Genomic DNA, 14,278 nt, shown 5'->3' with positions numbered 1-14,278 from the left:
GGATGGTCTTGCCAGAGCTGGCCTTGACCCACGCACCATTCACATAAAGGTCGGTCCGGGGCAGTCGAAGGCCCTTGTCTGTCGCGTTCATTGTCTTTCCCTCCGGTCGGTCGTCTGATGCGCTGATCCCATAGCCAGTCATCAAACTGACAAGGATTTCTGTTACCCTTAAGGAGTCACCAGTTTCGGTTTGACTTCCAATACAATTGGAATCCGGTTATGATGCCGTAAGGGCATCGGAAATCATGGATTTACGCCAAATCAGGTATTTCGTGGCGGTCGCACAGGCCGAGAACTTCCGTCGCGCATCGGAGGTGCTCCATGTTGCGCAACCGGCCATCAGCCGACAGATTGCTGCGCTTGAAGAAGAACTCGGGGTCGAGCTTTTCATCCGCCTTCCGCGCGGGGTGCGGCTTTCCAATGCCGGTCAGGTCATGCTTCAGCGGTGCAAGTCCCTGCTGGGCAGTCTGGATGAGATTATAGAAGAAGTGCGGGGCGTCGGGCGGGGGTTGGCGGGCCATCTGAAGCTGGGCTTCATCGAGGTTGCCGCGCTGTCGGAGATCATGCCGACCTCGATGCGCACGTTCCGCGAAAAGGTGCCGGATGTGCAGCTGGAACTGCTCTCCATGGCCAGCATGACGCAGATCGAAGAGATCCGCAGGCGCCGCCTGGATGGTGGCTTTCTGTACAATCCTCCGATCGGGGACCCGGACGTCGAGGCCATTCTGCTGGAGCGGCACCCGGTCTTTCTTGCTGTTCCCAGCAGCTCCCCGCTTGCGTTGCTGCCGTCGGTCAAGCTGCATGGGCTTGAGCAGGAACGGTTCATCTGGTTCCACCGTGCGGCCAGTCCGCAGTATCATGACCAGTTGGCAGCAGCGATCCAGACGGCGGGCGTGCAGTACAACGTCATCCACCATTCGGAAAGCGAGGCTGTCATGCTGGCGCTGGTGCGCATGGGGCTGGGCATTGCCTTTGTTAACGCACGACAGGCGCGACGGCGGCCCGATGGCGTCACCTTGCTGCCGGTGGACGATCTGCCGGTGCTTATTGATCTGCATTTTGCCTGGCGTGCGGACGAAATTTCGCCCGCCTTGGGCCGCCTTATCACCCTTCTCAGCGAGCTGTCGGGGCTCGCGCCCGCCAAACAGGATGCTTAGCCTCGAACGGCAAAGTCATGACTGCACTGACGAGCTAGCCAGCATGCGTTGCACCATGATTTGGTTCACCTCTGAGTTTTGATCGTGGTGAAGTATGCATTCGACGCGGAGCGGAAACCGGCGGCCATACGCGGACATATACGCCGTGGCCCCGGTCAGCCTGACCTACCAGCGCTATTCGACCAAGCCTGCCCAATGGTGGATCGGCGCGGCCTTGCGTGGTCTGGTCGATGCATCAGGCATCCCTCATTCCGGGTTTGACGGGCTAAGCCTGGCAAGCTTTACGCTGGGACCGGACCCGGCCATCGCCATGACCCAGCATTTTGGTATGACCACACGCTGGGTCGACAGTCTGGCCATGGGCGGAGCGTCCGGTATCGCCGCCATACGCCGCGCCGCGCGGGCGCTTGAGGCGGGGGATGTCGATATCGTGGCCTGCATTGCTGCCGACACCAATTATACCGACACGTTCCGCCAGCTCCTTGCCGGGTTCACGCGCTTTTCGCAGGACGCGGTCTATCCGCATGGTGCGGGCGGTGCCAACGCCAGTTTCGCCCATCTGACCAATGCCTACATGGACCGCTACGGGGTCACCCGTGCGGACTTCGGTCGCGTCTGCGTGGCACAGCGTCAGAATGCGCTGCACAATCCCCGTGCGATCATGAAAAAACCGCTGGCGCTGGAGGAATATCTGTCCGCCCGCCCGATCGTTGATCCGCTCGGTCTGTTTGACTGTGTGATGCCGGTTGCAGGGGCCGAAGCGTTCCTGCTGATGCGGGGCGACACCATGAGAAAGCACGGCCTGAAGGGCGCACGGCTTTTGGCCAGCATCGAGCGGCACAATGCCTTTCCCGAGGACCCGGTGCAGTATCGTGGCGGCTGGGCGCTGGACGTGGACGAGCTGTACGGGATGGCCGGGGTCGCGCCGGGCGATATTGACGTGGTCCAAACCTATGATGACTATCCGGTGATCGTCATGATGCAGTTCGAAGACCTTGGCTTTTGTGCCAAGGGGGAGAGCGCGGCCTTTGTCGCCGACAACGACCTGACCATCGGCGGCAGCTTTCCGCACAACACCACTGGCGGCCAGCTTTCGGCCGGGCAGGCGGGCGCGGCTGGCGGGCATCTGGGCATTGTCGAAACGATCCGTCAGGTGACCGGAACGGCGGCATCGACGCAGGTCGAAGGGGCGCGCCTTGGTCTCGCCTCCGGCTTTGGAATGATCAATTATGACCGGGGTCTTGCCTCGGGCGCGGTCATCTTTGCGGGAGAAGACCTATGAGCATACAGCGTCCGCGCCCGCCCCGGAAAAACCCGCTTTCGCGCACGACGGCCCCGCTGCTGCCACCGCCCGGCCGCAGCCGTGCGGCCCATGGGCTGACCCAGGCGGCAGCGCTTGGCCAGTTCGCCCTGCACCAATGCCCGGAATGCCAGACGGTCAGCTATCCTGCGCGCGATGCCTGCCCGAAATGCCTGTGCGGCAATCTTGTCGTGACGCCCGTTCCCAACGGCGGCACGGTGCTATCGGTCACCACCATCCAGATCAGCGGCGAGCCGTATTTCCGGCGGCTGGCCCCCGCACGCCAGGCGTTGATCGCGCTGGATTGCGGACCCACAATTGTCGCCGAAGCGCGTCCTGACTGCCAGACCGGCATGCGGGCCAGCGCCTCGCTGCAACTGGACAAGGCAGGTCAGCCCGTGATTTATGCCCGACCCGAAAATGGCTCCCCCGACAGCGACAGCGATCCGCATTGGCGCGAACTGGTTGCCGATCCGCTGCACCGGCGTTGCCTGATCACCGATGGCCGCAATCCCATCACGCTGCCGCTGGCCAAGGCCCTGCTTGGGTCTGGGGCGGCAAAGGTGTTGATCGGTATTTCCGAACGCTGGAAGCCCTTTGCCGACGCAGCAAAGCTTGAGGCTTTGGGCGCGGTCGAGCTGGTTGACCTTGATCTGGCGGATGACCAATCCGTGTCGGCCGTTGCGGCCGATTATGGTGCCAGGACGGACATTCTGATCCATAACGCGTTGCACCTGCGGCCCGGCAGCATCCTTGCAGGGGGCGAGCTGCTGAAGGCGCGCGATGCGATGGATGTCAGCTATTTCGGCGCGCTCAGGCTGGCCCATCACTTTGGCCCGATCATGCGCGCGCGGGGGGCGGATCGTGACAACAGTGCCGCCGCCTGGGTCAACGTCCTGTCGATCTTTGCACATCTCAGCTGGCCGGGTTTTGCCGCCTATTCGGCGACGCAGGCCGCGTCCCTGTCGTTCTCGCAGGCCCTGCGTGCCGAAATGCGTGGCAGCGGGGTGCGGGTGCTGGATGTTTTCACCGGCCCGATGGAAATCGACTGGCTTGAACATTTGCCGCCGCCAAAGGTGCAGCCCTCTGCTGTGGCCCATGAGATCGTCGCGGCGCTCAAATCCGGCGAGGAAGAACGCTGGGTTGGCGATGTGGCCAAGGATTTCCGCGAGCGGTTCCGCGCCAATCCCAAGGAAATCGAACGCGACCTGTGGCGGCAATGATCATGACAGACCAGAATTCCCTGCTTGCACAAATGACGCTGGCCCTTGCGGGCGGCAAAATCCGCGTCATCGACCTGACCCAGACGCTGGAACCGGGCACGCCGACAATCGTGATGCCGCCGGAACTGGGCCAGTCGTGGCCGGTGCGGATCGAGACAATCTCGCGCTATGACGGCGGTGGTCCGGGCTGGTACTGGAACAATATCAGTTTCGGGGAACATACCGGCACGCACCTTGATGCGCCGATCCACTGGATCACCGGCCGCTATCTGCCGCATAACAGCGTGGACACCATGCCACCTGACCTGATGCTGGCACCGGCCTGCGTGATCGACTGCGTGGCCGAAAGCGCGCGTGACGCCGATTTTCTGGTGACGGTTGATTTCGTTCAGGCGTGGGAAGCCCGCCATGGCCGCATCCCCGCGCGAAGCTGGGTGTTGCTGCGCACCGACTGGTCGCTGAAGCGCGGCGCAGCCTATGCCAATCTGGACGAAACCGGCGCCCATACGCCCGGACCTGACGCCGAACTGATGCACTGGCTGGTAGAGGAGCGTGACGTGCTCGGTTTTGGCACCGAAACCATCGGCACCGATGCGGGGCAGGGTGGCCACCTTGATCCGCCCTATCCGGCCCACCATTATCTGCACGGCGCCGGCAAGTATGGCCTGCAATGCCTTGCCCGGCTGAACGAATTGCCGCCGACCGGCGCAATCCTGATTGCGGCACCGCTCAAGATCCGCGACGGCTCGGGCAGCCCCCTGCGCATCCTTGCGCTGGTCGAAGGTTGAGCGCGGCGAATGTGTTTGTGCCACCCGCGATGGCGGTGCCGATCCACGTGTTCCGGGGCTGAGCCCCCGGCTCTGGTGAACCCGTGCCTGTTTCAACCGCCCTTGAGCAGCAGGCCGCGCCAGCTTGGCGAGGTCTGGGGCTGGCCCGCAAGTCACGCCAGGGCGAGGGTGGGGCAAGCCACCTTATGCCGCTGACCATAGATCAACGTCTGGACGCGGCCCGGGTGCGCCGGATCGTCCTGCCGATGCGGTCGGACATGCCGGCTTTGCAGCATGTCAACGCCTGGAGGGTGGCCGGCACTGCGGTATTTGATACCGGCAAAGATGATGCGGAAACGCGGGCGGTGTGGGACGATCAACCTGACCTTGGCCGGATCACCGATGTGTTTTGCACCCATGGTCACCCGGACCACATGGGACTGGTCCACCATTTCGAAACAGCATTTGCCGCGCGCGTGCATCTTGCACCAGAGGAGATGGCCAGCGTGGTGGACGCCGCGCGGCAAGAGCAAGACCAGGCCACGCGGTGGCGCCAGACCTTTCTTCGCGACATGGGCGCTTTGCAGATCGGAGCGTCTGTGCCCATTCCTTTTTCTGGTGGCAGCACCATTCCCCCATTCGCGTATCGCCCGCTTGCCGAAGATCAGGTGCTGAGCCTTGACGGCTCGACCTGGCGGGTTGCGCTTGGCCGTGGGCACTCGCAGCGTCCGGCGCTTTTTCTTGAAGATCGTCTGGGCATTCTGATCACTGGCGACCAGATCCTGCCGGAAATGACGCCCTATGTCGGTGTGGCGTTCGACACCCCTGACGCGGACCCGCTTGGAGAGATGATGGCATTTCTTCTGAGCTGGGCTGACCTCGATCATACCATTGTCGCGCTTCCGGGTCACGGCGCGCCTTTCACCGATGTCGGGCGGCGTGTCCGGGCGCATCTGAATTCCTATCAACGCCGCCTTGCCCGCACCATCTGCGCAGTGGCAGCCCCCGTCACCTGTGCCGACCTGCTGCCATCGCTCTTTCACGTGTCGGCGGGCCAACCCGTTCTTGATTTCCACTACACGATGGCTGCTGCCCTGCTGAACCACCTTGTTGCGACCGGTGCGGCGCAGCGTTGGCGCGGCACGGATGGTGCGTTCCGCTATCAGGCCGGCTGAAGCTGTCGCAGACCGAAGGGGCCGCCGGCCTGTCGCGTCGATTGACAGCGGGTCGGTGCACGGTCCTGTTTAGATGCCGCCCCGGGCTCCCTTGGGTTATTTACCCCCGGTCGACGCAGCACCGAACGCGCGCTCGTGCGGACCAATAGACCCAAAATGCACTCGACCTTGCCGCTGCGGGATAGCCGAAGTCGCTTCTGATCCAGATGGTAAGGCATGGGCAGAGCGGGAACCTGAAATCGGTTGCCGCATCTGCGCTACGTCGTCGAAGTCGGGCTAACCGACAGAGTTCGGTATGCGTCGTGGCAAGGCCGCCGGGTGCGCGCTTTCCGTACATATCATAACAACGGAACGGGGATAAATATGTCGATAGCCATAAATGCAAAGGCGGGCAGCGTTTCCGCAGTCACCGATGCGAGTGACGAGCAGCTTGATCGGGGCGTGCTGAACACGTCATCTATTGTTTTCATGGTGCTGGCTGTCAGTGCGCCACTCGCTGTCGTGGTGGCGCTGATGCCGATCGCCCTCGCATTTGGCAATGGTGCCGGTGTGCCGGGTGCCTGGTTGCTTTGCGCCGTCGCGATGTTGCTATTCGCCGTAGGTTATGTACGCCAAATTCCTTATGTGAAGAATGCCGGGGCATTCTACGCTTACATTTCGGCAAGTATCGGACGCGTCATCGGCCTGCCGGCCGCCTATGTGGCGGCAGTTTCCTATATGGCGCTGTGCATCTCTACTCTGGCGGCCTTGGCCTTCTTCTGCGGTGACATGTTCGCCATGGCCACCGGAATTGACACGCCCTGGCAATTGTGGGCTTTCATCAACATCATCCTGGTTGTGTGGCTTGCCTACCATCGGATTACCATGGTGGCGACAGTCCTTGCATTTGCTTTGCTTGCTGAAATCGCCGCAATCATGGCGCTGAATGTCGCCATAATCATGCGCAGCGGGTTTCCGGCGTTCAACCTGGGCGATTTCGCCCCGTCCTCCGTTTTTGCGCCCGGCCTCGGCATCGCGCTTATCTATGCTTTCAACAGCATGATCGGTTTTGAAGGCACCGCCATCTATCAGGAAGAAGCACGCAACCGCAAAACCACCGTGCCGCGTGCGACGTTCATCGCAGTGATCATCGCGGGCCTGCTGTATGCCATAACCGCATGGTGTCTCTCGACGGCGGTGGGTAGTCTGAATGTGTCCAGTATCGCTGCCGCTGATCCTGGGCATTTCGTGACGGCCCGCGCAAATGATTTCCTCGGAAGTTGGAGCGTCACCCTGTTCGGCCTGCTGGTCGTGACCAGCGCCTTTGCCGCCGTGTTGGGCCTGTTCAACAATTCGGCCCGCTATATCTATGCACTGGCTCGTGACGGCGTGCTTCCTGCCCGCCTTGCAAAGACCCATCCGGTCTATAAGTCGCCCCATGTATCTGCGATTTTTCTCGGTGCTGTTCTGGTGGTCAGTACGGCCATCGCCGCCTCGGCGGGGCTGGACCCACTGCTGAATATATCACCGATGTTTGTGGGCGTCGGCTCGATCGGGCTTATGGTGCTCCTGATGCTCACGGCTCTGGGGATTCCTGTATTCTTCGCCAAACGGGGCGTCTTCGGCTGGACCACCACGGTAGCGCCGGGCATTGGCGGCCTGGCAATTGCAGGTGCCACCTACCTGGCAGCCACCAACTATTCCGCCCTCACAGGCGTGGATTCCCCTCTGGTCAACGGCCTTCCACTGATCCTTGTCGCCGCTTCGGTTATCGGTTTCGCGCAGGCACTCTGGCTCAGGTCCAATCGCAAAGAGGCCTACGAAATGATTGGCGCATCTCGCATCGAAGACACGACCAACTGATTGTAGCTGAAACAACAGGCACTGCGGATGCATGCGTCGCAGTGCCTGCTCTCGGGGGAGAACCAGGGTGATCATTGCAGAAATTGGCGACGCGCGGGCCAACGCCGCCGGTGGTCGCATCGCGAAAAAGCCACGAGCCAGACGGGTGATATTTCGCCCGAAAATGGTGCGGTGTGCGCTGCTTTTGCCGACGTTGGTTTAGCCATGAACATCTCGCTTCAAATCTTCTGGACCCGCGCCGAGCGGGTTGAAACCGGGCCAGAGTGCGACCTGTCGTCACTTTACCGCCTGCTGCAGCGCTTGCCCGGCCTGACGCGCGCGCTGGTTCACCAGCCGCTGCCCGAAACCGCAGGCATCCCGCAGGATGGCAACACGCCAGTCTTTGGGATGCAGATTGATTTCGACACGATCGAAGCCTTGGAGGCCGCAAGCGCCAAGGATGGGGCGCTGCAAGGTCTCAGGGCAGCCCTTCCCGCCGGTGTTGCGGATGCCCGCGCCACACAGCAGGCGTTTTTACTCCGGTCATATCTGCCGCCCTTCCGGGGGGCAGAGGGGTGTTCCTATGTCGTGCATTATCCCGGTCCCGCCCAGGATACCGGTGCCTGGCTCGCGCATTACCGCTCTGGACACATCCCGCTGATGTGCCGCCTGCCCGGCATCCGCGAGGTCGAGATGCTGACCCGGATCGACTGGATTTCGGCACTTGATTTCCCTCGCGCCGCGCACATGCAACGCAACCGTGTGCTGTTTGACAGCCCGGATGCACTGCGCAACGCCCTTGCCTCGCCCATCCGCAACGAGATGCGCAAAGATACCGCTGACTATCCCCCTTATGAGGGGGGGATGTTTCACTATCCCATGAAAACCAATGTAATCCGGGCCGCAAAGGCCTGACAGGAGAGACGAGATGACACCGGAAAAGATCCTCTACACCGCAGAAATGACCACCACCGCGGGCCGTGACGGCAAGTCGAACCGGCCGGATGGCAGCTTTCCCCTGACCCTGACCGTGCCCAAGGGACTTGGCGGGCCGGGCGGCGATGGCACCAACCCCGAGGAGCTGTTTGCGGCGGGCTATTCGGCCTGCTTCATCGGGGCGCTGAAGGTTGTGGGCCGTCAGGCCAAGGTCAAGATCCCCGATGACGTTCAGGTCACCGCCAGAATCGGCGTCGGTCAGATCGAAGGCGGCTATGCCTTGACCGCAGAGCTGGTCGTGGCCCTTCCTGATCTGGATCGTGACACCGCCATCAAGCTTGTCGAAGAGGCGCATGCGGTATGCCCTTACTCCAATGCCACGCGCGGCAATATCGACGTCAAGCTGACGGTCGCCTAGGGCGACGGGATGATTGCGACCTTGCAAGACATCGCAAGGCCGATGGTGGCGGCGGGCTGCGATGTGATTGTACCGGCGGGCGTTCTGCCCGGCCTGCTGATCAGCGGCGAACGGGGCCTTTGCATCGACAAGGCTCCGATCGTCAATTGGGTCGCTGTGGCGCTGCTGCAGGCCCAACTGCAGATCAGCCTGTTCCAGTTGAACGACCTTTCGCCAAATCGTGGCGCCTTCTGCGCCCGCGCCGGAACGCAGGCCATCGCAGACTTCCGCGGTCTCCTTGCGCGGCATCAATAGGGATAAGCAGACAAAAATGAACGTTGCTCTTGAGCTTAAAGCCGAATTCAACCCATCAGAACGGGTTCTGCCGACGATTTTGATGCGCCGCGCAGACCAGTACCCCGACGCGCCGCTCTTCTCTTGCGGCAGTGCCGGTTTCACCTACCGCCAGATGCGCCAGAAGACCGCCCGACAAGCCGATGCCTTGGCAAGGGCAGGGGTCAGCAAGGGTGACCGCGTTGCGATCATTTGTGGCAACCGGGCGGAACTGTTGCAGGTGTTTCTGGGCTGCGGCTGGCTGGGCGCGGTTTCGGTTCCCATCAACACTGCCTCACGCGGGTTCCAGTTGCAGCACATTCTGTCCAATTGCAGTGCCCGACTGCTGGTCATCGACGCGGCGCTGCTGGACGTGCTTGATGGTCTGGATCTCGACAAGCTGGCGGTGAAACGGATCTGGGTCATCGGATCGGACACGGCGCTGCCGGACCTGCCCGGCATTGACATCAGCGCCCTGGATGAGGGCGGGTTCGAGGCTGAACCGGCGCACATCAGCCCGGCTGATCCGTTGACGATCCTTTATACTTCGGGGACGACGGGGCTTTCCAAGGGCGTGATCTGCCCGCATGCGCAATTCTACTGGTGGGGCGTCTATACCGGCGGGATGCTTGGCCTTCGCCCCGGCGACGTGCTGCATACGCCGCTGCCTCTGTTTCATACGAATGCGCTCAACTGCTTTTTCCAGGCGATGCTGTTCGGCGGTCATCAGGTTGTCGAACAACGGTTTTCCGTGTCTGGCTTCTGGGCGGCGATGGCGCAATCCGGGGCGACGGTGACCTATGTCTTGGGCGCCATGGTTCCGATGCTGCTGTCACGCCCCGAGGCCGAAGACGAACGCGGCCACAAGGTCCGCGTGGCCCTTGCACCGGGCGTCCCGGCCGCGGCCGCCGAAGCGTTCACCCGCAGGACCGGCGTCGTGCTGCTGGACGCCTATGGCGCGACCGAAAGCAATGCCGTGATCGGCACGACAGAGCAGACCCTGAAGCCTGGCTATGTCGGCAAGCTGTTCGACGGGTTCGAGGCGTTGATCGTTGATGATGCCGACAATCCCGTGCCGGACGGGGAAGCGGGCGAGCTGGTGCTCCGCGCGACCGAGCCGTTTTCCATGTCGCTGGGGTACTTCGGCATGCCCGAGAAGACCGTGGAAAGCTGGCGGAACCTCTGGTTGCACACGGGCGACCGGATGGTCCGTTCCGAAGACGGATACTACCGCTTTATAGACCGGATGAAGGACGCAATCCGGCGTCGGGGCGAAAACATCTCGTCCTACGAAGTCGAACAGGTTCTGGCGCTGCACCCTGACATTGCCGAGGTTGTCGTCTACCCCGTCGCCTCTGACCTGGCCGAGGACGAAGTGATGGCGGCGATTGTCCTGCATGACAAAGCGCATCCGGACCACGAAGCCATCATTCGTCATTGCGAAGGCAAGATGTCCTATTTCGCGATTCCCCGGTACCTTGAGTTCCGGCAGGATTTGCCCAAGACCTCGAATGGCAAGGTGCAGAAGTTCAAGCTGCGGGAAGAGGGCATTTCGGCCCACACTTGGGACCGTGAGGCAGCTGGCGTGCAAGTCCGACGCTAAGGCGGGAGGTTCCCCGGCCAATCGAGCCGCCAGCGCTTATCCCGTTTTGCAATCGGCAAGACACGCCAGATCCCTGCATCGAGTGAGAGGGTGACAGAGCCACGTGTTTCTGCATTTTGCGAAACTGGCCCGGGCCGACGGCGGGGTGGTGCGCGACATCTGACCTTTGTGGCCTGGCCACGTTTCCTGGAATGTCGGCACCGCGTCTCTTCAACGCCTCGAACAGGGTTTGCGGCCCATCGCCGCCGGTCGGGTTGATCACTGCCGCACATACTGGTCCTGGCGGTCTGCAAAGCGGGCAAGCTGACCGTCGCAGGACCCCGTCTTGGTGCATTTTGCGACCAGATCAGCGGTTGTGAAACAGATGCCTCGAAGGCCCATCAGTTATCCTCAGGCGCCTGACGCTCCGTGGTGAAGTTCGATCGAATGTCTCGAAAGATCGCTGTCCATTCCTCATCTGTCATGTCCAGAAACCCGAAATAGCGCAGGAAGAATGCCCCTTCGGTGGCCAGAAATGCCAGCCGCGCCCGCCGATCCTCCGGCGCGGAGGGATCGAGGGCATGCATCCGCCGCCGATACCAGTTCTGCGTGGCACTGATAAACTCGGGCGACTGGAGCATTCCCGTCATCATGCTCGCGGCCTTTGCTTGCGCGTGGCTGTTGTCGGTGAAGGTCGCTCCGACATGGGCATGAATCACATCCACCGGCGAGGGGTCGGGCGCTATCAACTTGGCAAACAACGTCTCGTAGCTTTCCATCCAGCGGGAGCAGAGTGCTTCGATCATCGCCACCTTGCTTGGGAACGTGTACTGGACCCCCCCCTTGGTGATGCCCGCCGCTTTGGCCAGAGAGTCTATGGTCAGTGCAGCGGCGCCCTGAGTGCGAACGATTTCCTCGGCAAGGTCGAGAAGGTTGTTGCGATCGACAGTCTTGTGTCTCCCCATTCGGCACCTTTTCATTACATACGTATGGAATTATATCGATATCGAATCGGATGCAAGTCGAAGTGGAGATAGAAGTGAATTCGGGCAACCGCTGGCTTGTGCTGGCAGTGGTATCAAGCGCGCTGCTCTTGATCGTCATCGACATGACAGTCCTCTATACCGCCTTGCCGCGACTGACCGCCGAACTTGGCGCCACGCCGTCCGAAAAGCTTTGGATCGTCAACGCCTACGCGCTGACGGTTGCGGGTCTGCTGCCCGCCTCGGGCGCGCTTGGTGACAGGTTCGGCCCGCGGATGATGTTTCTTGGCGGTCTGCTGGTCTTTGGTGCTGCATCGCTGCTGGCGGCCTTTGCCCCGACGCCGGAGGTGCTGATCGCAGGCCGCGTCGCGCTTGCCGTTGGCGCGGCGATGATGATGCCCGCAACCTTGGCCATCATCCGCTATGCGTTCGAGGATGAAGGAGAGCGCAACTTTGCCATCGGAGTCTGGGCCGCCGTTGCATCCGGGGGAACAGCCTTCGGTCCTATCCTTGGCGGCATTCTGCTTGAATTCTTCTGGTGGGGGTCGGTGTTCCTGATCAATGTCCCGATCGTTCTGATCGCATTCATCGGGGGCCTGCTCATTGTGGGAAAGCAGGTCTCGCAAGGGGGCCATCCATTCAGCCTGTCAGCCTCTGTGCAGATCATGGTGGGATTGGTCGCGACAACGTTGGCAATCAAGGAATTCGGCAAGCCCGTTCCGTCCTTCGTCGTGGCCATCATCGCATCGGTAGTCGGTATTGCGTTCATAGCGCTGTTCATTCGGGTGCAGCAGCGGGCGACGCATCCGATGCTGGATCTGCGCGTCTTCGCAAATCCGGCGTTCAGCAGCGCTGTCATCGCCGCCCTGTTCGCGGCCGCCTGCCTGACGGGCCTGTCGCTGGCGATGACGCAGCGCTTTCAACTGGTCATGGGCCTGTCGCCGTTGGAGGCTGGCATCCAGCTTCTGCCCTTGCCGCTCGCATCCTTTGTCGCCGGCCCCTTGACAGGCCGATTGATAAAGAAGGTCGGAGACCGCACCCTGCTGCCCGCAGGCATGAGCGCAATCGCCTTGGGCTTGTGTCTGTATCTGTTCTCGATCGATTCACTGCCGATCCAGATCATCGCGCTTGCCCTCGTCGGGGCCGGCGTGGGGATAACGATGACGACCGCGTCGGCGTCCATCATTCATAACACGCCCAAGGAAAGCACAAGCACTGCGGCTTCGGTGGAGGAGGTCTCCTACGAGTTGGGCGGCGCCATCGGTGTCACTGTGTTCGGCAGCATTCTTGCAGCAGTCTATGCCCGCTCTTACGAAGCACCCCCCTTGTTGGCGGATGTCGGGCCGTCCGCTCTCGGCATCGACCAGGCGCTGCAGCATGCCGGGGCCGCTGGTGCCGGTGTGTCGGGCCAACTTCTTAACGCAGCCAACGCCGGGTTCGAAACGTCTTTTATCGCTGTGCTCGCCGTCGCACTGGGCATGTTGGCCGTCGGCATTGCCTTGGTCGTCCGGATGAACAGGCGGCCTGCGTAATTTCCTTGCCACGCTCCAACCCGTCCGTTGATAACTGCGCCGCGGCCAACCGGCCGCGACTGCGGTGCCGTGGCCCGAACTGGTCAAGGGGTTGCAGGAACACTCAAAGCGGTGATTGCACCCTATAAATACCCGCGCTCGGTGGTATGTGCCTCCGCATTGCCCAAGACCGAATCGGGCAGGATTCAGCGCTTCAGACTGAAGGATAACCAATGACCAAGTCAGCCTATGATCCCGGCTCTGAAGGGGCACGGATGAACTATGCCGGGGCGATGTCCTACGGTGACTACCTGCGCCTTGACGGCATCCTGTCGCTGCAGGCACCGCAAAGCGACAAGCATGACGAAATGCTGTTCATCATCCAGCATCAGACCAGCGAGTTGTGGATGAAGCTGGCCCTGTTCGAACTCAGTGCAGCGCGCGAGTCGCTGATCCGCCGGGACACGCCCGCCATGTTCAAGCAACTGGCCCGTGTTGCGCGGATTTTTGAGCAGCTCAACAGCGCCTGGGATGTCCTGCGCACCATGACGCCCGCAGAGTATACCCAGTTTCGCGATGCCCTCGGCCCGTCTTCGGGCTTTCAGTCGCATCAGTACCGGCTGATTGAATTTGTCCTGGGAAACCGCAACCCCAACATGCTCAAGCCGCATGAACACCGCCCGGACCTGCGCCAGTTGCTGGTCGATGAATTGAACCGGCCCAGCTTTTATGATGAGGCGGTCCGGTTTCTGTTTCAGACGCTCGACGGGGATATCCGGGCGATGCCAGCCCCACAACTGGACAGCCCGCACAAGGCAGTTCCCGAGATTCAGGCGCAGTGGAAGCGGGTCTATCAGGATGTTTCGGCGCATTGGACGCTGTATGATCTGGCTGAAAAGCTGGTCGATATCGAAGACTACTTCCGGCGTTGGCGCTTTAACCACGTGACGACCGTCGAGCGGGTTATCGGCTTCAAGCGGGGCACCGGCGGCACAGGGGGCGTCTCGTATCTGCGGCGCATGCTGGAGGTTGAACTGTTTCCCGAGCTCTGGAATCTGAGGGGAGAACTGTAAGGACATGGGGATGACTCTGC

General features: G+C 61.6%; 13 protein-coding genes. 12 read left to right on the top strand and 1 reads right to left on the bottom strand.

Annotation, left to right across the window (positions count from 1 at the left end):
* The first annotated feature begins 206 nt into the window (after positions 1–206).
* The 10 genes from J2X53_RS20755 (at position 207) to J2X53_RS20710 (ending at position 10,712) form a co-directional block, all read left to right on the top strand.
* The gene (locus J2X53_RS20755; RefSeq protein WP_349039410.1) at positions 207–1,157 is read left to right on the top strand and encodes a LysR family transcriptional regulator; all 951 of its coding nucleotides are present in this window, start codon (positions 207–209) and stop codon (positions 1,155–1,157) included.
* A 145-nt stretch (positions 1,158–1,302) separates the two neighbouring features.
* Positions 1,303–2,439, top strand: coding sequence for a thiolase family protein (locus J2X53_RS20750; RefSeq protein WP_349039409.1), 1,137 nt, complete (start codon positions 1,303–1,305; stop codon positions 2,437–2,439).
* On the top strand, positions 2,436–3,680 hold the full coding sequence (locus J2X53_RS20745) for an SDR family NAD(P)-dependent oxidoreductase (RefSeq protein WP_349039408.1): 1,245 nt from the start codon (positions 2,436–2,438) through the stop codon (positions 3,678–3,680). The genes J2X53_RS20750 and J2X53_RS20745 overlap by 4 nt, the downstream gene beginning before the upstream one ends.
* Positions 3,681–3,682: 2 nt before the next feature.
* Positions 3,683–4,468 (top strand): cyclase family protein, encoded by a 786-nt coding sequence (locus J2X53_RS20740; protein ID WP_349039407.1) that lies wholly within the window; start codon positions 3,683–3,685, stop codon positions 4,466–4,468.
* 185 nt (positions 4,469–4,653) lie between these two features.
* Positions 4,654–5,622, top strand: coding sequence for an MBL fold metallo-hydrolase (locus J2X53_RS20735; protein ID WP_349039406.1), 969 nt, complete (start codon positions 4,654–4,656; stop codon positions 5,620–5,622).
* 363 nt (positions 5,623–5,985) lie between these two features.
* Positions 5,986–7,464, top strand: a complete 1,479-nt coding sequence (locus J2X53_RS20730; RefSeq protein ID WP_349039405.1) for an APC family permease — start codon at positions 5,986–5,988, stop codon at positions 7,462–7,464.
* A gap of 204 nt (positions 7,465–7,668) precedes the next feature.
* The gene (locus J2X53_RS20725; RefSeq protein ID WP_349039404.1) at positions 7,669–8,358 is read left to right on the top strand and encodes an EthD family reductase; all 690 of its coding nucleotides are present in this window, start codon (positions 7,669–7,671) and stop codon (positions 8,356–8,358) included.
* Between the two features lie 13 nt (positions 8,359–8,371).
* The gene (locus J2X53_RS20720; protein ID WP_349039403.1) at positions 8,372–8,797 is read left to right on the top strand and encodes an organic hydroperoxide resistance protein; all 426 of its coding nucleotides are present in this window, start codon (positions 8,372–8,374) and stop codon (positions 8,795–8,797) included.
* Between the two features lie 42 nt (positions 8,798–8,839).
* Entirely contained in the window at positions 8,840–9,091 is a 252-nt protein-coding gene (locus J2X53_RS20715; protein ID WP_349039402.1) for a hypothetical protein, read from the top strand.
* A gap of 16 nt (positions 9,092–9,107) precedes the next feature.
* Entirely contained in the window at positions 9,108–10,712 is a 1,605-nt protein-coding gene (locus J2X53_RS20710) for an ATP-dependent acyl-CoA ligase (protein ID WP_349039401.1), read from the top strand.
* A 380-nt stretch (positions 10,713–11,092) separates the two neighbouring features.
* Here the strand turns inward: J2X53_RS20710 and J2X53_RS20705 are convergent, their stop codons facing one another.
* Entirely contained in the window at positions 11,093–11,656 is a 564-nt protein-coding gene (locus J2X53_RS20705) for a TetR/AcrR family transcriptional regulator (protein WP_349039400.1), read from the bottom strand.
* Between the two features lie 50 nt (positions 11,657–11,706).
* Here J2X53_RS20705 and J2X53_RS20700 point away from each other — a divergent pair, with 50 nt between their 5' ends.
* Together J2X53_RS20700 and J2X53_RS20695 are read left to right on the top strand one after the other, a co-directional pair.
* On the top strand, positions 11,707–13,206 hold the full coding sequence (locus tag J2X53_RS20700) for an MFS transporter (protein WP_349039399.1): 1,500 nt from the start codon (positions 11,707–11,709) through the stop codon (positions 13,204–13,206).
* Between the two features lie 212 nt (positions 13,207–13,418).
* Positions 13,419–14,258: a tryptophan 2,3-dioxygenase family protein gene (locus tag J2X53_RS20695; RefSeq protein WP_349039398.1), complete on the top strand. Its 840-nt coding sequence runs from the start codon at positions 13,419–13,421 to the stop codon at positions 14,256–14,258.
* The last annotated feature ends 20 nt before the right edge of the window (positions 14,259–14,278 follow it).

The organism is Pseudotabrizicola sp. 4114 (assembly GCF_031457365.1).
GTDB lineage: Bacteria > Pseudomonadota > Alphaproteobacteria > Rhodobacterales > Rhodobacteraceae > Pseudotabrizicola.
Note: the sequence above shows the minus strand (reverse complement) of the source record. Positions and strands in the feature narration are given on the sequence as shown.